General features: G+C 64.1%; 22 protein-coding genes. 10 read left to right on the top strand and 12 right to left on the bottom strand.

Going from position 1 to position 19653, the window contains the following annotated elements; all coding sequences use genetic code 11:
* A partial coding sequence (locus tag AB0323_RS21385) for an HNH endonuclease signature motif containing protein (RefSeq protein ID WP_366179126.1) occupies window positions 1–402 on the top strand: 402 nt, incomplete at its 5' end.
* Window positions 403–435: 33 nt separating this feature from the next.
* Here the strand turns inward: AB0323_RS21385 and AB0323_RS21380 are convergent.
* The 5 genes from AB0323_RS21380 to AB0323_RS21360 form a co-directional block, all read right to left on the bottom strand.
* Window positions 436–1203, bottom strand: coding sequence for a hypothetical protein (locus AB0323_RS21380; protein ID WP_366179125.1), 768 nt, complete (start codon window positions 1201–1203; stop codon window positions 436–438).
* Window positions 1200–1751, bottom strand: coding sequence for a sigma-70 family RNA polymerase sigma factor (locus AB0323_RS21375; protein WP_366179128.1), 552 nt, complete (start codon window positions 1749–1751; stop codon window positions 1200–1202). Before AB0323_RS21375 ends, AB0323_RS21380 begins: the two co-directional genes overlap by 4 nt.
* Window positions 1752–1884: 133 nt before the next feature.
* Window positions 1885–2556: a hypothetical protein gene (locus tag AB0323_RS21370; RefSeq protein ID WP_366179124.1), complete on the bottom strand. Its 672-nt coding sequence runs from the start codon at window positions 2554–2556 to the stop codon at window positions 1885–1887.
* 203 nt (window positions 2557–2759) lie between these two features.
* Window positions 2760–3806: a Gfo/Idh/MocA family oxidoreductase gene (locus tag AB0323_RS21365; protein WP_366179123.1), complete on the bottom strand. Its 1047-nt coding sequence runs from the start codon at window positions 3804–3806 to the stop codon at window positions 2760–2762.
* 42 nt (window positions 3807–3848) lie between these two features.
* On the bottom strand, window positions 3849–4460 hold the full coding sequence (locus tag AB0323_RS21360) for a helix-turn-helix domain-containing protein (protein ID WP_366179122.1): 612 nt from the start codon (window positions 4458–4460) through the stop codon (window positions 3849–3851).
* Window positions 4461–4583: 123 nt separating this feature from the next.
* Between AB0323_RS21360 and AB0323_RS21355 the strand changes: the two genes are divergently transcribed.
* Together AB0323_RS21355 and AB0323_RS21350 are read left to right on the top strand one after the other, a co-directional pair.
* Window positions 4584–5150 carry an NAD(P)H-dependent oxidoreductase gene (locus tag AB0323_RS21355; RefSeq protein ID WP_366179121.1) on the top strand — a complete coding sequence of 189 codons (567 nt, stop codon included), beginning with the start codon at window positions 4584–4586 and terminating at the stop codon, window positions 5148–5150.
* A 217-nt stretch (window positions 5151–5367) separates the two neighbouring features.
* Window positions 5368–6078, top strand: a complete 711-nt coding sequence (locus tag AB0323_RS21350) for a GerMN domain-containing protein (RefSeq protein WP_366179120.1) — start codon at window positions 5368–5370, stop codon at window positions 6076–6078.
* A gap of 9 nt (window positions 6079–6087) precedes the next feature.
* On the opposite strand, the gene AB0323_RS21345 is transcribed toward AB0323_RS21350, so the two are convergent.
* On the bottom strand, window positions 6088–6915 hold the full coding sequence (locus AB0323_RS21345; RefSeq protein ID WP_366179119.1) for an isocitrate lyase/phosphoenolpyruvate mutase family protein: 828 nt from the start codon (window positions 6913–6915) through the stop codon (window positions 6088–6090).
* A gap of 114 nt (window positions 6916–7029) precedes the next feature.
* On the opposite strand from AB0323_RS21345, the gene AB0323_RS21340 reads away from it, so the two are divergent.
* The 3 genes from AB0323_RS21340 (at window position 7030) to AB0323_RS21330 (ending at window position 9257) form a co-directional block, all read left to right on the top strand.
* Window positions 7030–8337 carry a PLP-dependent aminotransferase family protein gene (locus tag AB0323_RS21340; protein ID WP_364536628.1) on the top strand — a complete coding sequence of 436 codons (1308 nt, stop codon included), beginning with the start codon at window positions 7030–7032 and terminating at the stop codon, window positions 8335–8337.
* Window positions 8334–8762, top strand: coding sequence for a universal stress protein (locus tag AB0323_RS21335; protein WP_364536631.1), 429 nt, complete (start codon window positions 8334–8336; stop codon window positions 8760–8762). The genes AB0323_RS21340 and AB0323_RS21335 overlap by 4 nt, the downstream gene beginning before the upstream one ends.
* A gap of 156 nt (window positions 8763–8918) precedes the next feature.
* Window positions 8919–9257 (top strand): hypothetical protein, encoded by a 339-nt coding sequence (locus AB0323_RS21330; protein WP_113990649.1) that lies wholly within the window; start codon window positions 8919–8921, stop codon window positions 9255–9257.
* Window positions 9258–9305: 48 nt separating this feature from the next.
* Here the strand turns inward: AB0323_RS21330 and AB0323_RS21325 are convergent, their stop codons facing one another.
* The 4 genes from AB0323_RS21325 to AB0323_RS21310 form a co-directional block, all read right to left on the bottom strand.
* A complete protein-coding gene (locus AB0323_RS21325; protein WP_366179118.1) occupies window positions 9306–10868 on the bottom strand; it encodes a 2-oxo acid dehydrogenase subunit E2 in 1563 nt (520 codons plus the stop codon).
* 57 nt (window positions 10869–10925) lie between these two features.
* Complete coding sequence (locus AB0323_RS21320) at window positions 10926–11906, bottom strand: alpha-ketoacid dehydrogenase subunit beta (RefSeq protein WP_366179117.1); 981 nt, start codon at window positions 11904–11906, stop codon at window positions 10926–10928.
* Entirely contained in the window at window positions 11906–13114 is a 1209-nt protein-coding gene (gene pdhA / locus AB0323_RS21315) for a pyruvate dehydrogenase (acetyl-transferring) E1 component subunit alpha (protein WP_366179116.1), read from the bottom strand. The genes AB0323_RS21320 and pdhA overlap by 1 nt, the downstream gene beginning before the upstream one ends.
* A 144-nt stretch (window positions 13115–13258) precedes the next feature.
* Window positions 13259–14377 carry a histidinol-phosphate transaminase gene (locus AB0323_RS21310; protein WP_366179115.1) on the bottom strand — a complete coding sequence of 373 codons (1119 nt, stop codon included), beginning with the start codon at window positions 14375–14377 and terminating at the stop codon, window positions 13259–13261.
* 122 nt (window positions 14378–14499) lie between these two features.
* Between AB0323_RS21310 and AB0323_RS21305 the strand changes: the two genes are divergently transcribed.
* Complete coding sequence (locus AB0323_RS21305; RefSeq protein ID WP_366179114.1) at window positions 14500–14925, top strand: phage holin family protein; 426 nt, start codon at window positions 14500–14502, stop codon at window positions 14923–14925.
* A 6-nt stretch (window positions 14926–14931) separates the two neighbouring features.
* Here AB0323_RS21305 and AB0323_RS21300 read toward each other — a convergent pair whose 3' ends face one another.
* Window positions 14932–16329: a hypothetical protein gene (locus AB0323_RS21300; RefSeq protein ID WP_366179113.1), complete on the bottom strand. Its 1398-nt coding sequence runs from the start codon at window positions 16327–16329 to the stop codon at window positions 14932–14934.
* Window positions 16329–16637 (bottom strand): hypothetical protein, encoded by a 309-nt coding sequence (locus AB0323_RS21295; protein ID WP_366179112.1) that lies wholly within the window; start codon window positions 16635–16637, stop codon window positions 16329–16331. The genes AB0323_RS21300 and AB0323_RS21295 overlap by 1 nt, the downstream gene beginning before the upstream one ends.
* Window positions 16638–16829: 192 nt before the next feature.
* On the opposite strand from AB0323_RS21295, the gene purB reads away from it, so the two are divergent.
* From purB to AB0323_RS21280, 3 genes are all read left to right on the top strand, one after another.
* Window positions 16830–18272, top strand: coding sequence for an adenylosuccinate lyase (purB, locus tag AB0323_RS21290; RefSeq protein WP_366179111.1), 1443 nt, complete (start codon window positions 16830–16832; stop codon window positions 18270–18272).
* A 53-nt stretch (window positions 18273–18325) separates the two neighbouring features.
* The gene (locus AB0323_RS21285) at window positions 18326–18985 is read left to right on the top strand and encodes a histidine phosphatase family protein (RefSeq protein WP_366179110.1); all 660 of its coding nucleotides are present in this window, start codon (window positions 18326–18328) and stop codon (window positions 18983–18985) included.
* Window positions 18986–19108: 123 nt separating this feature from the next.
* Entirely contained in the window at window positions 19109–19612 is a 504-nt protein-coding gene (locus tag AB0323_RS21280) for a GNAT family N-acetyltransferase (protein ID WP_234751783.1), read from the top strand.
* Window positions 19613–19653: the final 41 nt, after the last annotated feature.

Below are 19653 nucleotides of genomic sequence, written 5' to 3'. Positions count from 1 at the left end.
CGCTTCATCCAGGCCCGGGACGAGACCTGCCGCACCCCCTACTGCGACGCACCCATCCGGCACTTCGACCACATCATCCCCTGGCGGGACGGCGGACCCACCAGCCTGGCCAACGGGGCAGGCCTGTGCGAAGCCTGCAACCACACCAAAGAACTCCCCGGCTGGACAGCACGAACCTGGACAGCACGAACCGGCACGGCACAAACAAGCCCCGGGACACGGCACGTCCTCGACATCCGCACCCCCACCGGCCATACCTACCGCTCAACAGCCCCGCCGCTGCCGGGAACCGGGCTACAAGGCACAGACCCACCGCATTCCAGGCGCCACCGACGCAAACTGCGACACCACGCCAAGACACTGAAGTACGCCCACGTCACCGAACTACACGCCGCCACCTGAGCGGCTCCGGCGCCCAGGCGCGCACGCGCCCGGCTACGGCTTGACCGGGTTGCCCGGGAGGATCTCGGACGGAACGGGCTGGGGCAACGGGAGCGTGGGCGTTGGGACCGCCGGCGTCGGGATCGTGACACCTCCCGGGCGGCCCTTGGTGATGTCATGCAATCCGTTACGCGGATCCGGCTCGGACCCGGGCGCCGTAGTGCCGGGAGTGGGATGCGGCGATGGATGCGTGCTGCTGTTTTGGGCATCGGGGCTGGAGGACTCCGGAGTAGGCGATGCCGGAATGCTTGTTCCCTTGGTAGGCATGGGACCAGGCTCCGGACGTGTCCCCTGTTGTTGCGGAGCCTTGCCGCCCGATCCAGCGCTGAGCTGCGAGACGACCGAACCCACCACGGCGCCCAGGTGTTCAATCGTTCCGGGAATGCCGCCGTCGGACGCTGCCGCTGCGGTAGCTCCGGCGGCAAGGGAAGCCGCAACGGCAACAGCGGCGAAGGTCAAACGGCCCTTCTTACGGCGACGGGCGGCCAGTTCGTCAACAGGTGCAGCCGCGGCGCCGGAAGCCGCCTCAACAGTCTCCACAGCGGCAACAGCCTCAACCGGCGCAATGGCTTCAACCGGCGCGGTCGCGACGCGGGCAGGTGCCATCAAGGCTTGCACAGCCGCCGATGGCTGCGGCCGGCTGCTCGCAAGGGCGCGCAGTTCCAGCAACTCGGTGCGGATCTCGTACGCTTCGTCGAGCCCGGCTTCAGCAAGCAGGCGGTCAATGCCTTGCTCGCCGAAAGATGCGGATTTTTCGCTCATGATGTGCCATTCCTTAGTAGTGCACGTTCTCTCAGTGCACTCAATGCCCTGCGCTGCAACTGCTTCACGGCTCCTTGGGACTTGCCCATGATGGCCGCTGTTTCTTCCAACGACAGGTCCGCCACAACCCGTAGTGCCAGGACCTCCCGGTAATCGGGGTTGAGGTCGGCCAGTAGCTCGGTTACGCCCAGTCCTTGCCCATGCCCGAATGCCTGGTCCTCGGCCGAAGGCGTGCGCCGCGAATCCAGATCGGATTCGTAGGGTGCGGAATCAGGGGTGCGTTCCCGCTTGCGATAGTGATCCACCATTCGCGCGTGCGCTATGGAGAAGAGCAGGGTCTTAGCCCCCTGAAGACCTCCTCGGAGGGTATCCAGTTTGGGATAGAGAGCCAGGAACACGTCCTGGGTAACTGCTTCCGGATCGTCTACGCCGCGGGCGCGAAGGTATCCAAACACCGGTCCGGAAAACTCGTTGTAGGCAGCAGTGAAGAGCAGTGCGGGATCGTCCTCGTCCGCCTGCAAACATTCATCAGCCAAAGGGTCCAGCACCCGCGACCCCTCCATCCCACGCAGCGCGGTCATCGTCCATGGCCTGGGAAATGACCACTGCTGCAGTCTGTTGCGTCGCGGGGCTCCTTGTCATGTAGCCAAGGAGCCCCGCCGTTCAAGCGTAGCCGCAGTGTTACGGGCTGACTGAATCGGACGGCACCTGCACAGGTGCGGTCGGCACGTGGGACGGGACAGCCGGCACGGCAGGCACAGCGGGGACGGCCGGTGCGGACGGCACTGCGGGAACAGCCGGTACGGCAGGCACTGCAGCGTTTCCGTCGGCGTCTGCCTTGGCGGAAGCGGATCCGTCAGCCTTCAAGCCGGCAGCCTTGCCTTCGGTCACTACAGTTGCGCAGTGTGCGTTGACGTTGGCCTCGCCGCCAGCGGCAACAACCAGTGAGGAGTAGCCGGGCACCTTGGCGTCGCCCTTCAGGCCGCCGTTGAGGAGAGCGGTGCAGAGGCCGAACGCCTCAGGCGAGGTGGCCTTGGCGGAAGCGGCTGCTGCGGCGGCCTTGGACTTTGCGTCGGCCACGGCGTCAGTGGCCTTGGACTTTGCGTCGGCGACGGCGTCAGTGGCCTTGGACGTTGCCATCTGGGACGCGTCAGCCGTCTTGGACAGTGCGGACTCGGCCGCTTTGGTCGCGACCGGAGCCGGGGCGCCGACCAGTTCGTGGGCGCTCTGCTGCAGGCCGCTCGGAAGTGCTCCGTTGAAGGCTGCTACGCCGGTTCCGCCAACCGCGACAGCTCCGGCGGCGAGGACGCCTGCGGCGATTTTGCTGGTGGCAAGGACAGTGAACAAGGACATGAAACCCTCCGACAAACGTTTTGGGACTGCTCCGGCAGCGGCTCTGTCGCTACCGGATGATCAGTGCGGACGTTGTCCACACTCCCCTTACATCGTTGGGGGTCCCGGCGAGGTTACGCCCGATCCAAAAAACTTTCAGGCGAACTGGCAGTAGATGACCTTTCCCAAGCGTTTTGGGGTCATTTGATGCCAGTTCGCGCCGGTCAGGCCAGCGCCCTGGCCTGCTCAATCAGCTTGAGTACCTCCACCGGCCCGGCCGGAGACACGGGGAGCGGCAAGGCGGAGGCGGCCCCGCCGTCGGCGATCTTCTCCCCAAGGATGCGGTAGAACTCCTGGTAGGCGCCGCGCTCAGTGGGTACCGGGGTCCGCACGCCATCGATTTCCAGGGTGCCGTAGTGCTGCGGATCATCGACGCCGTAGCCGGCATCTGTGGGTAGCCCGCCTGCCAGGATGAACGGCTCCTGGGGATCGATTCCGTACTTCACGAAGCCCCCTTTGCTGCCGAGGATGCGGAATCGTGGTGCGTGAAGCTGGCTGTTGACGTTCATGGCGACGTGGCTGATCACACCGGAAGCGTGCTTCAGGACCAGGAAGACGTCGTCATCGGCTTTTTCCTGCGGCCGTCGCGCGAGGATTTCAGCGTGGGTGACCTCGGCGGGACCGAACATCTGGAGCGCCAAGTCCAGCAGGTGGGTTCCCAGGTCGAAGAGCAGCCCACCGCCGTCGTCGGCCGTGGCGCTTGCCTTCCACGCCTTGCTGATTTCCGGCGCCCAACGCTCCATCGACGCCTCGCAGCGCATGACCTCGCCCAGCGTCCCGGCGTCGAGCAGCTTCTTCACCGTGAGGGCGTCGCCGTCCCAGCGGCGGTTTTGGTAGACGGTGAGCACGCGGCCCAGCCTCGCCGCCAGTTCGATCAGCTCCTGCCCCTGCGCGCTGCTCACGGCGAAGGGCTTGTCCACGACGACGTCGAGCCCAGCTTCGAGCGCGGCCTTCGCGAGTGGGTGATGGGTCGCGGGAGGCGTGCCGAGCACCACGAGGTCCAGCTCACCGGCCAGGGCCAAAACGTCTTCCGGACTGTCCACGATCCTCGTGCCGGGATACCGTTCCTGCGCTTTGGCCTTACGGCCGGCATCCGAAGTAGCGATGACGTCGAGGGAATACGCGGGATTAGCTGCGATGAACGGCGCGTGAAAGACGCTGCCGGAGAGGCCAAAGCCGACGACGGCGGTACGGATCGGTGAGAGGGTCATGCCGCTACGCTACCGGGCCAAGGCAGCCCGGCGAAGGTTTTGTCAGCACTCTCGCAACAGCCGCGTAACGAGCTCGCGCCACGACGCCGCGAGGCGCTCCGACGGGACTCCGTGAGCGCGAAGGGAATGGAGTATGCGCTCGGGATCCAGGGTGGCGCCGAGGGAAAGAGCCAAAAGCCAAGGATCGCGGTCCAGGCCCGCTTCCCGCAGCAGCATCTCGATGTGCCGGTGCCACAACACGACCGGAGGGGCGTCGTGCCGGTTCTGGGGGGAATGCTCCGCCGCGGCACGGGCCAGCTCGCCGTATTCTTCGACATATTTGATGCGCGCTTCGCCGAACGCAATGAGGCGTTCACATGCGGGCGCGCCGGGACCCAGCGGCGGCGGACCGAAGATGAACTCGCGCTGGAACTCGGCTTCGGCGTCGCTCAGGAGGGTCATCATGAGTCCTGCCCTGCTGCCGAAACGTCGGAAGACCGTTCCTTTCCCGACGTCGGCCCTGCACGCGAGCATGTCCATGGTGACGGCGTCCACGCCATGTTCGGCAACGAGATCCCGCGCAGCTTGAAGGAGCCGTTCGCGGTTGCGCGCGGCGTCGCTGCGCTCCGGCTGCGTCCCGAAAGACGATCCGGGCCGAATGGGGATGAGGCTCACAAAAACATTCTAGCCTCGGGAATATTAAGCGGACCGCAGTCCGTTTAGAATCTACGAAGGCAGCAAAAGCCTCCAAAACCGAGCGCCTGCGGCACCGTCCGCGGCCAGACCCAAGGAGTTCCCATGTCCAAGAACACCGTTCTCGCCCTTGTTGGCAGCCTCCGCGCCGATTCCCACAACCGCAAGCTCGCCGAAGCCATCCAGCTGAACGCCCCGGAAAACGTCGAAGTGCAGATCCACGGCTCCCTCGGCAACATCCCGTTCTACAACGAAGACATCGACGTCGAAGGCAAGGTTCCGGCCGAAGCCGCGGCTTTGCGTGCCGCAGCAGCCAAAGCTGACACGCTCCTGTTTGTCACGCCCGAACACAACGGCACCCTGACCGCTTCCCTCAAGAACGCCATCGACTGGCTGTCCCGCCCCTACGGCGCCGGCGCCCTCGCGGGCAAGCCGACCGCCGTCGTCGGCACCGCTTTTGGCCAGTTCGGTGGCGTGTGGGCACAGGACGAGGCCCGCAAGGCCGCCGGCATCGCCGGCGCCAAGGTCCTCGACAACGTCAAGCTCGCCGTTCCGGGCTCCATGATCCGCTTCGCCGAACTGCACCCCAAGGACGACACCGAAGTCGTTGAGCAGATCAAGGCCATCTTTGAGCCCCTGACCGCTGTCCAGGAAGAAGAAGCAGCAGCCTAGTTCCCGTCGGTTCGCTCCGCGTGCCGCGAGAATGCCCCTGTCCCGCCGTTGAAGCGTGGGCGGGGGCATTCTTTGTCGGCGTCGGCACCGCACCGCTACCATTCCGTGACTGAGCTGAGGCCGAACCGTCATGGACGGAACGGCCCACACCCGTGCGGCCAGCCGTAACGTTGAGATACAGGCACCAAGGGTGGTCAGGGCAGGAGCGGGGGCTGTCATGCGGATCGGACGCGGCGTGGAATGCACGACGGCGGCGATCGCCGCGCTATGTCTATCCCTCGCGCTCTGCGTGGCTGGCTGCGCCTCACCCGGCGGCGGCGATCCGGGCGGGTCACGCTCGGCACCACCAGCTTCACCCGACTCCGTGCAGCCGACGCAGGAGCCGGTAGCCGGGCCGATTCCCGTGCCCCTCCCGGCACCTCCCCCGTACATCAACCCCCCGCCCGCGGCATCGCCCCCAACCTCGGCGAGCCCGAAGGCACCCGTAGCCGCCCCGGCTCCCTTGCCCCTCCCGACCGCCGGCGAATCGACCGGAACCACCGTGTATTTCGTGGCAATCGGCGACGGCGGCAGCCGCGGTGTGCGGTTCGGCTGTGACGACAGCCTCGTGGCTGTCCACATCAGCACCCCTCCGGGCAGCGATCCGCTGGCGGCGGCAATGGCGCAGCTGCTGGCGCCCGATGGAACCGCGTCCCGGGAAGGTTTGTACAACGCGCTCTCTGGTTCTGCGCTGCGGTACGTTTCGGGCTACCTGGACGGCACCACCGCCGTCGTGAATCTGAGCGGGTCCCTTCGCCCTGGAGGCGTGTGCGACCACCCGCGGATCGAAACCCAGCTGGCGCAGACCGCTGTGGCGGCAACCGGAGCATCCCAGGCCGCGATCTACATCGACGGGAACATCCTGGCGGACGTCTTGAGCTTGCGCTGAGGCCGCCGGCTACTCGAATAGCGCGTCCATATCTGCGTAGCTCCGGGTTCCGGCGAGGCCGGACCAGTTTCCATCGCCAAGAACTTCCATTGCCAGCCTGGAGACCTTCGCGTAGGCCGCCCGGGCAGTGCTGCCGCCAATACTGATTCGCCGCACGCCGACGTCGTGCAATTCTCCGGGCGACGGCGAACCCAAGCCGGCCAGAGCATTGAGCGGTGCGCTTATCCGCCGGGAAAGTTCGTGCAGAATATGGAGATCCGTCACCCCCGGCACGAATATTCCGTCGGCCCCGGCCCGCTGATAGGCATCCGCACGGCGCAGGGTTTCCTCGAATGCGGCGTCCGGAAACTTTCCTGACCAATAAGTGTCAGTACGCGCATTGATGAACAGTCCGACGCCCGCGTCCTCGGCCGTCTGCCTGATCAGGGCGATTCGCCTGGACTGTTCGGCGATCTCGCTCAGCGGCTGGTCCGCTGAGTCCTCGATGTTGATCCCGACGGCGCCGGCGTCCAGCACCGCTCGAACCGTGGCCTGGAGTTCTTCGTCCGTACGCCCGTACCCGGTCTCGATATCCGCAGTCACCGGCAAGCGCGTGGCCCGCGCAATCCGCGACAGTGCTTCCATCGCGAGTTGCCGTGGAAGGTGGTCCCCGTCCCGGTACCCCAGGCTCCAGGAGACTGCCGAGCTGGAGGTCGCCACCGCCGTCGCTCCCGCTTCCTCGACCATCCGGGCAGATGCCGCATCCCACGCATTCACCAGCACCAACGGTGCATGCGGCGCGGCATGGAGCTCGTGGAAACGGAGGGCCTTGGATTCGAGTTCGGGATGCATCGTCATGGCTCTATTCCAGCCTCCCTGCGTCAGCACGTAAAGCGCTTCGCACCGCGAATCCCTAAATTGGGATGAAACATCCGTTGCTCAATTGGCAACTCCGGGGAGTATCCTTTCAATGTGACCCACGAAACATTGGATGCCGGGCCCGAGTTGCCCGCGGAAGCAATCGACGCAATAGAGCGAGCAGCAACTGCCGCCCACCGCCACGAGGAACTTTTCTCGGAGCGCGCCGCCAACATCAAGCAATCCGCCGTGCGTGACGTCTTCGACATTTCAATGCGGCCCGGACTCGTCTCCCTCGCCGGCGGAAATCCCTATCTGCAGTCCCTGCCCCTCGAGAAGCTCGGCCAAACCGCGGCCCGGATCATCGCGGAAGAAGGCATGACGGCCCTGCAGTATGGCGGCGGCCAAGGCACCGAGGAACTGCGCACCCAGATTTGCGAGATCATGGCCGCGGAGGGCATCCTGGACGCCCGGCCGGAGAACGTGGTAATCACCGCGGGTTCCCAGTCGGCCCAGGACGTCGCCACGAAGGTCTTCTGCAACCCTGGCGACGTCGTCCTCGTGGAAAACCCCACATATGTGGGCGCACTGAACACCTTCGAGGCGTACCAAGTCCAGGTTGAGACAGTGGACATGGACGACGACGGCTTGGTCCCGGAACTCCTCGAAGCCAAGATCGCGGCGCTTCAGGCCGAGGGCAAGACCATCAAGTTCCTCTACACGATCCCCAACTTCAACAACCCCTCCGGCATCACACTTGCTCCGAGGAGGCGTCAGCGGATCGTCGATATATGCCGCAATGCGAATATCCTGGTTCTCGAGGACAACCCCTACGGCCTTTTGCGCTTCGACGGCCACCCGTTGGAACCCATGCGGGCTGCAAACGAGCACGATGTCATCTACATGGGCTCGTTCTCCAAGATCTTCGCCCCAGGACTGCGGATCGGATGGGCACTGGTACCCGAGCACTTGCAGCGGCGCTTCTACCTGGCCTCTGAAGCCGTGACGCTCTGCCCTCCCACCCTGAACCAGATGATCATCTCGGCATATCTTCGGGACTACGACTGGCGTGGGCAGATTGACACTTACCGGGCCCTGTACGAGGAACGCTGCAACGCCCTGCTGGTGGCGTTGGAAGAGCACATGCCTTCCGGGCTCAGCTGGACCAGGCCCGAGGGAGGTTTCTTCGTCTGGGTCACCCTGCCCGACGGCATCGACACCTATCCGCTGCTCAAGAAGGCGATCGATGCAGGGGTCGTGTTCATCCCCGGCGCGGCGTTCACGCACTCTGACGAACCATCCAACAAACTGAGGTTGGCTTTCAGCGCAGTGCCACCGGAGTCCATCGCCGAAGGCGTCCGCCGATTGGCGCCGGTTTTGCAAGAAGCCATTGATGTCATCAGCAAAGGAGCAGGGATATGAGCGGAATAGTCCTCGTCGGAGTCGACGGCAGCGCAACAGCAAGGCGGGCCGCCGATTCGGCAAAGAATTTGGCGACGGCACTGGGCGCGGAATTGCGCGTCATCACCGCTTTTGAAGGCGCCCACGTGGAGGTCGTCGAAAGCGGGGGCGACAAGTGGATTCTCTCCGACGCCGACGCCGCGGAGAAGGTGGCCGGCAAGGTGGCCGCGGAACTCGCCTCCGATCAGTTGACCACAAGCTATGGAGCTGTCTTCGGCAAAGCCGGTGAGGCCTTGGTCAAGGAAGCCGAGCGTGTGGGTGCCCAAGTGATCGTGGTCGGCAACCGCCGTATGCAGGGACTGGCCAGGGTTCTCGGCAGCGTTGCCAACACGGTGGCACACAATGCGCCGTGCGACGTCTACATCGCCAAGACGGACGAACCTTAAAAGACTCCCCGGCACCGGGGGCTTTGACGGGGATCACGCGTTGTGGTGGGCGGTCTCACCCCGATTTTGGCCGTGCGGCTAGGATGCCGCCGGTAAAATTGAGGTGGCCCCCAAGGGCGCGAGCCGCCCATCACAACAACCCGTAGGGGATCCCTTTTGCTTACTCTGCAGCCGCGCCAACGCGTCGGACACGATATCCTGCTTGCCCGCCACGGCAACCACATCAGCTCCATGCGCTTCGACCGGGCAAATGACCGCATCGTGGCGCTACTTGACGACGGCTCGGTCGACAGCGCTCCGAACATGATCTCTCCGTTGCTCCAGATGCCGGAGACGTTCCGCAGCATCCTTCGTTCCGACTGGAAACTGTTGCTCGTGGTTGCTTCCGCGATGCTCGCCGTCGGAGCCCTGGCCATGGTGCTGTCATTTGGCATGATCGGCAGCATGAGCGACCAGCAACTGCGCGACCTTGCGCTCAGTTACACGTCCTACTAATTCAGCCAACCGTGCAGGACCCCCCAAAGTCCTGCAACCCCGCCCTGCTTAGTCAAGCAGCAGAGCGGGCTCTTCGAGGATGGACGCGACGTCGGCCATGAAGCGGGCAGAGAGGTCCCCGTCCACCACCCTGTGATCGAACGAACCGCCGAGCGTGGTGATCCAGCGGGGGATGACCTCGCCGTCCAGCACCCAGGGCTTTTGCTTGATAGTGCCGAACGCGACGATCGCCACCTCGCCCGGGTTGATGATGGGCGTTCCGGTATCGATTCCGAGGGCGCCAATGTTCGTGATGGTCAACGAGCCGCCCTGCATCTGCGCGGGCTGGGTCTTGCCCGCGCGTGCCGTGCTGGCCAGCTCGTTGAGCGCGAGGGCCAGTTCCTTGAGGGAAAGGTCCTGGGCATCCTTGATATTCGGCACCATGAGCCCGCGCGGGGTTGCTGCGGCAATACCGAGGTTCATGTAGTGCTTGACGTGGATCTCCGCGTTGCCGTTGCCGTCTGCGTTCTCTACCCAGGTCGCGTTAACGCTCGGATTGCGGGCGGCCGCCCAGATAACGGCCTTCGAGAGGATCAGCAGCGGCGATACCTTGATGCCCTCAAAGTCCCTGGAGGCCTTGAGCCGCTTGACGAACTCCATCGTGCGGCTGGCGTCGACATCCACGAAAATGCTCACATGCGGGGCCGTGAATGCTGATTCCACCATGGCCTTCGCGGTGGCCTTGCGGACGCCCTTGACGGGGATCCGTTCCACCCGCTGATCCTGCGGTTTCTTGGTCGCACCCCAGAACTTGTCCGCCTGGTCCACCTCGGCGTCACGCTGGGACTGGTAGCTGACCAAGTCCTCGCGGGTCACTTCGCCGCGGGCTCCCGTGGGAACGACGTCGGCCAGGTCAATCCCAAGTTCACGGGCGATCTTGCGCACCGGAGGCTTGGCCAACACCCGGTTGACGAGGCCGCTGACCGTTGCGCCAAGGCCGGTGAGAGCCGGCGCCTGGCCTGCAGGTCCTTGGTTTGCGGCTCCCTGGCTTATGGGCGCGGGCTGCTGTTCGGCGACGGGGGGCAGGGTCGGAGCAGCAGGCTCGACGACGGGCTCGACGACGGCGGGTGCCGTGCGCGGCGCGGCCACGGATGCAGCGGGGGTGCCTTCCGTGCGCTTGCGCGGGCGGCGCTTGACGGCGTCGGCCTTTGGACCTGAGCCGACCAGCGGACCGCCGGCCGGACCGCCGTCGGACGTTCCGGCGTCGTCGGGCAATTTGCCGTACATCAGGGTCTCTTCGAGCTGTTCAGCGGCAGGCTCAGCGGAGGGCGGCGGCACGGCCGTGGCCGTGGGCGAAGCCGGCGCTGGGGTGGCCGTTTGTTCTTCCGACGCGCTGTCCGAAATGCCGATAATCGCGGTTCCTACTTCAACCGTGATGCCTTCGGCGACGAGCAATTCCGCCACGGTACCGGCATAGGGAGACGGCAATTCCACGAGGGACTTCGCGGTCTCGATCTCGCAGATGACGTCGTTGATAGCCACGGTATCGCCGGGCTTGACCTTCCAGGAGACGATTTCCGCCTCGGTCAGGCCTTCGCCGACATCCGGCAGGTTGAATTTCTTAACAGTCACTTAGGTCCTCGATCTCGGCTGGCCCGTCCGCTGGGCGGCGGGTGCAATCAGGGGCGGCTAGTAGGCCAGGGAACGGTCCAGGGCTTCGAGGATCTTGTCGATGTCCGGCAAGTAGTCCTCTTCGACCTTCGCCACGGGATACGGCATGTGGAAACCGCCCACGCGGATCACCGGAGCCTCAAGGTGCAGGAAGGCACGCTCGCTGATCCGCGCAGCGATCTCGCCGCCTATCCCCCCGAATGTCGGGGCCTCGTGCGCGACAATCAAGCGCCCGGTCTTCTTGACGGAGGCGGTGACGGTGTCGAAGTCGATGGGGGAAATCGAGCGAAGGTCGATCACCTCTATGCTGCGCCCGTCCTCTTCCGCCGCCGCCGCGGCGGCCAGGGCGACCGGTACCAGCGGCCCGTAGGCCACGATGGTCGCGTCGGAGCCTTCGCGCAGGACGTGCGCCTGGAACGGGTCCGACGCCGGTCCTGGGTTTTCGGTGTCCACCTCGCCCTTGAGCCAATAGCGGCGCTTGGGCTCGAAGAAGATGACCGGGTCCGTGCAGTCAACAGCCTGCTGGATCATCCAGTAGGCATCGTGGGCATTGGACGGGGTGATGATGCGCAGGCCGGCCGTGTGGGCGAACAGCGCTTCCGGCGATTCGGAGTGATGTTCGATCGAGCCGATGCCGCCGCCATAGGGAATGCGGATGACCACGGGAACCGTCAGCTTGCCGCCACTGCGCGAGTGCATCTTGGCCAGTTGCGTGGTGATCTGGTTGAAGCCGGGGAACACAAAACCATCGAACTGGATTTCGCAGATCGGACGGTAGCCGCGCAAGGCCAGGCCTATGGCGGTGCCGACGATGCCGGACTCCGCCAGCGGGGTATCGACTACCCGGTCTGCACCGAACTCCCTGATCAGTCCATCGGTCACGCGATAGACGCCGCCCAGCGGCCCGATGTCTTCTCCCATGAGCAAGGACTTCGGACTGTTGGTGAGCGAGGCACGCAGGCCTTCGTTGATGGCCTTGGCAATGGTCATGGTGGTCATCAGTTGCCTGTCCCCTCTTCCTCGTCGCCTTCGAATCCAGCGGAGTATTCCTCAAACCAAGCAAGTTCCTCGGCCACCAGCGGGTGCGGTTCGGCATAGACCCCCGCGAATGACTCGCGGAAGTCCGGGCCCTGCAGGCTTTGCGTGGTGCTGCGGACATGGGCAGCGAGTTTGTCGCCTTCAACCTTGACTTGCTCAAAGAAAGCTTCATCGGCCAGGCCTTCGCTACGAAGGTACTTCTCGAGGCGATCCAAGGGATCCTTGCCGCGCCATGCCTTTTCTTCGGCGGACTCGCGGTACTTGGTGGGATCGTCCGCCGTGGTGTGGGCACCGACGCGATACGTATATGCCTCAATGAGCACCGGGCCGCGGCCTTCGCGTGCGTGTTCAAGCGCCCACTCGGTGACCGCATGGACTGCGATGACGTCGTTGCCGTCCACCCGGATGCCCGGGAAGCCGTATCCCTTGGCCCGGTTGAACAGGGGAACCTTGGTTTGGACCTCGGTGGGGACCGAGATGGCCCAGTGGTTGTTCTGGCAGAAGAACACCACGGGAGCGTTGTAGGACGCCGCGAAGACCATGGATTCGTGGACGTCGCCTTCGGAGCTGGCACCGTCGCCGAAGTAGGCCACAACAGCAGCCTTCGGGTCGTTGGAACCGTTGGCGTCCGCAAGCTTCTGGTCCCGCTGGATTCCCATGGCGTAACCAACTGAATGCAGTGTCTGGGCCGCAAGCACGAGGGTATAGAGGTGGAAGTTGTTCTCGGTGGGATCCCAGCCACCGTTGGAAATTCCGCGGAAGAGCTTCAGGAGTTCCGCCAGATCCACATCACGGGTCAAGGCAACGCCGTGCTCCCGGTATGTGGGGAAGATGTAATCCTGCCGTTGAGTGGCGCGTCCGGAACCGATCTGGGCGGCCTCCTGGCCGGTGAGGGGAACCCAAAGAGCCAACTCGCCTTGGCGCTGAAGGGCCGTGGCCTCCTGGTCGAAGCGGCGGACCTTGGCCATGTCGGAGTAAAAGCCCCGGAGCTGCTCAGGATCAAGGCGCTTGGCGTAGTCCGAGAAGACGGGATCTGTCCCTAGCTTGCCGTCCGGCCCCAGCAGCTGGATCATCTCGGCAGCGGGATCGCTTGAAGCGCCTCCCGCCGGAGACTGCTGACCCAGTCCTGTTCCGTTGATCCCGGGGGTGGGCAGTTGAGTTGCGCCCATTCCGTCTCCTTGCCTGCCGCAGTCCGATGCTGAGCAATATTCGCTGATATATGCCGATTCCGGAATGCATTCCGGAATCGGCATATCTTGGCTTTCGTCCCTTACTTTATCCGCAGTAGGGGACACAGGGGCATTTGTTAACCGCTAGGAAGGCTGCGGCGCTTTTGTATAGGACGCACAGAGTTCCAGGAATCGGGTGTTGGCCTCGACCTCTCCGATGCTGACCCGGACGCCTTCGTTGCCGAAGGCCCGCACGGACAGGGCCCGCTCGCCTGCTAGTCCGGCAAATTCGGCACTATTCTCCCCGAAATTCAGCCACACGAAGTTGCCTTGAGCCTCGGGCACGAACCATCCCAGTTCCCGGAGCCCTGCGGTAACCCGATCCCGCTCGTCAACTAGGCTTTGTACCCTTTCCACAACTTGGTCGAAATTCTCCAACGAAGTAATGGCGGCGCGTTCGGCAATCTGCGAAACGGCAAACGGCGTGGCAGCGACCCTCAGGTGCTGGGTGAGGTCCGGACCGGAAACGCTGTATCCGACGCGCAGCCCCGCAAGGCCGTGAGCTTTGGAAAAGGTGCGGAGGACCACCACATTCGGGTACTTGCGGTACAACTTGATACCGTCAACGGCGTTCTCGTTCCTGACGAACTCCTGGTAGGCCTCATCGATAACAACGACGACGCCCGCCGGGACTGACTGGATGAACCGTTCGGTTTCCTCGGCGGTGAGGATGGGACCCGTAGGGTTGTTCGGCGTGCAAAGCAGAATCACCTTGGTGCGGACGGTCACGGCAGCCGCCATGGCTTCGAGATCGTGGCGCCCGTCCGGAAGCAACGGGATCTGGACGCTGTCAGCTCCGGCCAGCCCTACGCAGATCGGGTAGGCCTCGAAGGAGCGCCAGGCATAGATAACCTCATCAGCCTTCCCGTCGTGGTTCTGTCCGGCGAAGGTGGCAAGGATCTGGTTCAGGGCCCCGAGGCTTCCGGCTCCGGTGACGACGTCGTCAGCGGGGATTCCCAGGAAGCCAGCGAGCGCCGTGCGCAGTTTGGTGGACAAAGGGTCCGGGTACCGGTTGATGTCCGACTGATCAGCGATTGCCTGGAGCACAGCGGGAATCGGGGGTAGCGGGTTTTCATTGGACGACAGTTTGTAACTGGTCAGGCCCTCTATCGCTGCGGGAGGCTTGCCCGCCGCATATTTGGGGAGCCTGTCCACAACCGGGCGGGGACGCACGCCCTCCGGTGTGTTGTCAGAAGAATTCATGGCACCAGCCTACTTGCAGGGCTTCGGGCCATGCTGGCAAGCCTTCTGGTCAGTGCCTGGAAAAGTGGTGCATGTGAAAGCATGGGCGTATGTGGAACCGGCGCATGTGAAAGCATGGGCGTATGGGTTCATTCATCGTGCGTGTCCTGATCAACGGGCTGGCCCTCTGGGTTGCCAGCTGGATTCTGCCGGGGATGGATATCTCCACTTCAGCGACGACCAACGCAGTGAGCAATGCGGGGGTCACCCAAGGCAGCGACACTTTGGGCGTGGTTCTTGCCTATCTCTTCATAGGGCTCATTTTCGGCATCGTCAATGCCTTCGTGCGGCCTCTGGTCAAGCTGCTCTCCCTTCCGATCACGATCCTCACCCTCGGCCTGTTCACGATCGTCATCAACGCGGCCATGTTGTCCTTGACAGCGTGGCTCAGTAGCTACACTCCGATACACCTCACCATCGACCGTTTCTTCTGGACCGCTGTTCTTGCGGCGATCATCGTCAGCCTGATCTCCATGGTCGCCAGCTGGATTCCAGGCGGCAGGCGGTAAATAGCCTTAGCCCAGCATGTTGCCCGGCTTTCCTCGTCGTCCTCCCCGCGGGGCCTGCGGTGTTTCCCGGCTGAGCTTGAACCGGGTCGCTTTGACCACTCCAGCACCGCCCAGTATTCCGCCCAGAGTCGCTGTGGAAGCGACCAGTGAAGGATCCGAGCTGAGCTGCACCAGCCTTGCCCCTTCCTCGTAGCGTGAGAGCTTGTGAGCCGGCCCAATGCCTTGGTCTTCGCCGGGTTCCAGGATCACCGGATTGGTCATGGTCACCGTAACTCTGTCCCTGGTGTCCGGATTCGCTTTGCCTTCCGCGCCGGGAACCCAATCCTGTTCGTGCTCCAAGTGAAGGCTGCCGATGCCGGCTTCCGGGGTGATCCCGCCGACGGGCGATCCAGCTGTCACTACGAACTTGAGGTCATACTCGGCGAGGAACGCTTTGTCCTTGCTCAAGTTCATGGCATGGATTCCCCCTTGGCTGTGGCCGACTGCCACCACCGTTTCGCCGGCCGCGGCGCCTGCCTCGAGCAACGCCTGACGGATGGCCTTGCGGGTTTCGGTCGAGTTGTAACCCAGCGCTTCGGCAATCCCGGCTTCGTCCAGTGGATTGCTGCCTCCGGGCGGATTGCCCGTCTGCGTGCCCGGGATCAAGACCACCCACGCCCGCGCTCCGCCCTTATCTACCTGCAGCACTTCGATTTCGCCATTTGAAGTGGTGCCGACGTGATCCAGTTCCCGGAGCATTCCGGCTGCCGACAGGTCCACACTCTTGGTGGCGGGCTCTCCCCTGCTGACCGAAACAGGACGCGGCCTGAGGAAGGCGAATGCGGGGACCGCCACGATCGCTCTCAGGACGGCGCCCACATCAGTAGGGCCGACGATCGCCCCGGAAAGGTTCGCGGCTGCCGGGGGCAGGCCCATCATCAGCGTCAATATCCGGGTCAGATCCCGGACGGCTCCTTCTGTGGCGCCCCTCGGGCCAAGGTCCAAGGGATTCGGACCAGTCATGAGGACTGGCATTCCCATGCCCATCCGCAGCCTGATCGCCGCATGTGATTCGGCAAACTCGTATTCACGGTGGCTTGCCCTGACATCGTTGCCAATCCGCTGAAGCTGATCGCGGACGCGCCCAATGTCCCTGCCGCTCTCGCCGACGGCAATGATGGCGTTGCTTCCACTGGTGTAGGCCGAGGCCTGGTGCGGGAAGAGAGCCACCCTCACCGCTTCAGCTTCGACTTCGATGGCCTCCAGTTGGCGCACGAGTCCGTCAAGCGCGGCAGCGCCAGCAAGCAGCTCTTCGAATTGGAAGCGGATTCCACCCACTCCGCCGCGTATCCGCAAAGTGCCATCCGGCCCGGGTGTTCGAGGGTGGGGAGTTCCGCCCGCACCGATGGGAGCGACCTCGGCCATCAGAAGCCGGACTGTGGTTTCGATCCCACATTCCGGGCATGGCGGAGCGTCGCCGCAGCGGCCTCGCGCAAGCCATCACGTCCCCTTCGAAGGGAGGCGGCCTGCAAAGCCAGCATTGTCCGGTACGCACGGCCGGCCGGCGACTCCCATTGCTCAAGTTGCAACTGCGCCAGCTTGGCAAGAACGGCGTCGGCTTGGTCCGCGCAGACGCTCATCCGCCATCCGAGCTTCTGGATCTCCCCGTCTCGCGAGATACACTGCTGCGAATCCAGATCGGTTCCTCCGGCCGCCATAAGAATGCCGCTCAAAACGTTGTCCTCCTCCATGTCCATTGATGTTGTGGCAGCGACGCTACGTTGTGGTCCGGTGGTGCGGAACCGCCGCGACCGGCTATGTGGATAACCTGCCGGAAACACGCTGAGGAAGAGGAGGCCGCGATGTTATGCACATAGTGAAGTCCGGCTTGATGGCGCGAGCCGAGTTCATGAAAGAATTGCCCCATGCCTGAAACCGTCGCCGCCGCTGTTACCCGTACGCCCTCTGGACGCCTGGCTCTCGCCGCGTCGCCTGAGCCGATCGCTCTGGGCCCGCTGGACGGCCGGTACCACTCCGCCGTCGCTCCCTTGGTCGACTATTTGTCCGAGGCCGCTCTCAACCGCGACCGCGTGGCCGTCGAGGTCGAGTGGCTCATCCACCTGACCAGCAACAACGTACTTCCCGGCGCCGGGCCCCTGAGCACCGAACAGCAGGAGAAGCTGCGGGCCATCGTCACCGAGTTCGACTCCGCTTCGATCGCGGAACTCGCTGAAATCGAAGCCGTCACGGTCCACGACGTCAAGGCCGTTGAGTACTACATCGGCCGCCGCCTCCCCGCGATCGGTATCGAGAACCTGACCGCGATGGTGCACTTCGGCTGCACATCGGAAGACATCAATAATCTTTCCTACGCCTTGGGCGTCAAGGGTGCCGTGGAAAATGTCTGGCTCCCCGCTGCCAGCGCCTTGGTAAAGCAGATCGAAGCGATGGCCGAGGAGAACCGCGCCGTCCCGATGCTTTCCCGCACACACGGCCAACCGGCCACTCCCACCACTCTTGGCAAGGAACTGGCAGTCATCGCGCACCGCCTGAGCCGCCAGCTGGACCGCGTTTCCAAGACCCAGTACCTGGGCAAGATCAATGGCGCTACCGGCACTTATGCCGCACATGTCGCTTCCGTTCCCGGCGCCGATTGGGAGGCCGTGGCCCAGTCCTTTGTTGAAGGCCTGGGACTGACATGGAACCCGTTGACCACGCAGATCGAGAGCCACGACTGGCAGGCCGAGCTCTATGCCGACGTCGCCCGCTTCAACCGCATTCTGCACAACGTCTGCACGGACATCTGGAGCTACATCTCGATTGGCTACTTCCGGCAGATCCCGGTTGCCGGCGCCACCGGCTCCTCAACCATGCCGCACAAGGTCAACCCGATCCGCTTCGAAAACGCCGAAGCCAACCTGGAGATTTCCAACGGATTGCTGGACACTCTGGGCGCGACGCTGGTTACCTCCCGTTGGCAGCGAGACCTCACTGATTCTTCCTCGCAGCGCAACATCGGCGTCGCATTCGGGCACTCGCTCCTTGCGATCTCGAATGTTGCCAAGGGACTGAAGGCCCTTGACGTTGCCGAGGAAGTACTGGCAGCCGACCTCGACACCAACTGGGAAGTCCTGGGCGAGGCGATCCAGATGGTCATGCGCGCCGAGGCCATCGCCGGCGTCGAGGGAATGGAAAACCCGTACGAGCGACTCAAGGATCTCACCCGCGGTCAGCGTGTGGATGCCGTCCGCATGCAGGAGTTCGTCTCGAGCCTGGGGTTGTCTTCCGAAGCCGAAGCACGCCTCCTTGCACTTACTCCAGGCAAGTACACCGGTATCGCGGACCAGTTGGTGGACCACCTGAAGTAGAGCGAGCGCTGCGGACCCGGCGTTTCCGAATCGATGTAAGGAACTGTGCCAGCATGAGGCTCTTGCTTATCCGCCACGGGCAGACCCCCGGAAACGTCTTGGGGCAATTGGACACGGCGTTTCCCGGTCCGGGACTGACTGAACTCGGCGAACGTCAGGCCGCTGCGCTCCCGGAGTCCCTTGCCAACGAGGACATCACGGCCATCTACGCGTCCACGCTGGTTCGCACCCAGCTGACGGCCGCCCCGCTTGCAAAAGCCCTGGAGCTCGAGGCCACCGTGTTGCACGGCCTGCAGGAGATTGAAGCCGGGGCCCTGGAGAAGCTCACCGACCACGAATCGCACCACCGGTACATGAGCACCGTTTTCGCATGGACGGACGGTGAACTCGACCTGCGCATGCCGGGCGCGGGTGATGGCCACGAGTTCTTCGCCCGCTACGACGCTGCCATTGCCAAGGTGGCAGCGGCAGGCGACCAAACCGCCGTCGTGGTCAGCCACGGTGCCGCGATCCGCTGCTGGGCAGGTCGCCGTGCCGCGGACGTCGGCCGCGAGTTCGCCGCCGCCCACCAGCTGCAGAACACCGGAATCGTGGTGCTCGACGGCGACCCGGAGGGCGGCTGGCACCTGCTGCACTGGGACCAAAGCCCGGTAGGCGGACTCGCCTTGGCCGACCGGACGGCCGAAGATCCCACCGGCGACGCCATCGAATGACGGCTGCTTGGGCCAACCCCAACGCACCCGTATTTCTCCGGACGCTTACGCGCAGGAAACACCGCGGTAACCCCCGTTTCCTAGGCTTGATAGGCATAACCCCCTCCGGCGAAAGAGGTTCCGATGCAGACCAATCCGCGGCTCAACATCAGACAGGTCACCTGGGCGAACCCTGTGGGTGCAGACCTCCGCGCGGCGCAACAAGCGGAACTGGACGCACGTTTCGGCAACTCAGACCACGAGCCCGGACCCGCGCCGTCGGAAGCGGACACGGCCGTTTTCGTCGTCGCCTATGAAAAGTGCTCCGGCCAGCCCCTGGGTTGCGGAGGCCTACGGATTCTGGATGCCGAAACCGCCGAAATCAAGCGTCTATACGTCGTCCCGTATGCGAGGGGCTCAGGAGTGGCCAGCTCCATCCTTGCCGCGTTGGAAGCGCAGGCGCATGCCCACGGTTTCAGCATGATCACAGCGGAAGCGGGTTCGGCCCAATCGGACGGCCGCAGCTTCTACGAAAGCGCCGGTTTCGCCGCAGTGCCCAACTTCGGCCCTTACATTGGTGTCAGCCACTCGCAGTGCTACGCCAAGCCGATCGATTCGCACAGCGCCTCGCACACTGCGATGGCCTAAGGACAGGTCGGCCTCCGCTCCAGCCGCGCTGCCCGCCCGCC

It is taken from the genome of Arthrobacter sp. NPDC080031 (assembly GCF_040702485.1).
Classification (GTDB): domain Bacteria; phylum Actinomycetota; class Actinomycetes; order Actinomycetales; family Micrococcaceae; genus Arthrobacter.
Note: the sequence above shows the minus strand (reverse complement) of the source record. Positions and strands in the feature narration are given on the sequence as shown.

Excerpts from the sequence above, each read along its gene's own strand:
- AB0323_RS21380 (WP_366179125.1), bottom strand. The coding sequence starts at position 1,203 with ATGAGCGAAAAATCCGCATCTTTCGGCGAGCAAGGCATTGACCGCCTG.
- AB0323_RS21370 (WP_366179124.1), bottom strand. The coding sequence starts at position 2,556 with ATGTCCTTGTTCACTGTCCTTGCCACCAGCAAAATCGCCGCAGGCGTC.
- AB0323_RS21365 (WP_366179123.1), bottom strand. The coding sequence starts at position 3,806 with ATGACCCTCTCACCGATCCGTACCGCCGTCGTCGGCTTTGGCCTCTCC.
- AB0323_RS21355 (WP_366179121.1), top strand. The coding sequence starts at position 4,584 with ATGTCCAAGAACACCGTTCTCGCCCTTGTTGGCAGCCTCCGCGCCGAT.
- AB0323_RS21350 (WP_366179120.1), top strand. The coding sequence starts at position 5,368 with ATGCGGATCGGACGCGGCGTGGAATGCACGACGGCGGCGATCGCCGCG.
- AB0323_RS21345 (WP_366179119.1), bottom strand. The coding sequence starts at position 6,915 with ATGACGATGCATCCCGAACTCGAATCCAAGGCCCTCCGTTTCCACGAG.
- AB0323_RS21335 (WP_364536631.1), top strand. The coding sequence starts at position 8,334 with ATGAGCGGAATAGTCCTCGTCGGAGTCGACGGCAGCGCAACAGCAAGG.
- AB0323_RS21320 (WP_366179117.1), bottom strand. The coding sequence starts at position 11,906 with ATGACCACCATGACCATTGCCAAGGCCATCAACGAAGGCCTGCGTGCC.
- pdhA (WP_366179116.1), bottom strand. The coding sequence starts at position 13,114 with ATGGGCGCAACTCAACTGCCCACCCCCGGGATCAACGGAACAGGACTG.
- AB0323_RS21310 (WP_366179115.1), bottom strand. The coding sequence starts at position 14,377 with ATGAATTCTTCTGACAACACACCGGAGGGCGTGCGTCCCCGCCCGGTT.
- AB0323_RS21305 (WP_366179114.1), top strand. The coding sequence starts at position 14,500 with ATGGGTTCATTCATCGTGCGTGTCCTGATCAACGGGCTGGCCCTCTGG.
- AB0323_RS21300 (WP_366179113.1), bottom strand. The coding sequence starts at position 16,329 with ATGGCCGAGGTCGCTCCCATCGGTGCGGGCGGAACTCCCCACCCTCGA.
- purB (WP_366179111.1), top strand. The coding sequence starts at position 16,830 with ATGCCTGAAACCGTCGCCGCCGCTGTTACCCGTACGCCCTCTGGACGC.
- AB0323_RS21285 (WP_366179110.1), top strand. The coding sequence starts at position 18,326 with ATGAGGCTCTTGCTTATCCGCCACGGGCAGACCCCCGGAAACGTCTTG.
- AB0323_RS21280 (WP_234751783.1), top strand. The coding sequence starts at position 19,109 with ATGCAGACCAATCCGCGGCTCAACATCAGACAGGTCACCTGGGCGAAC.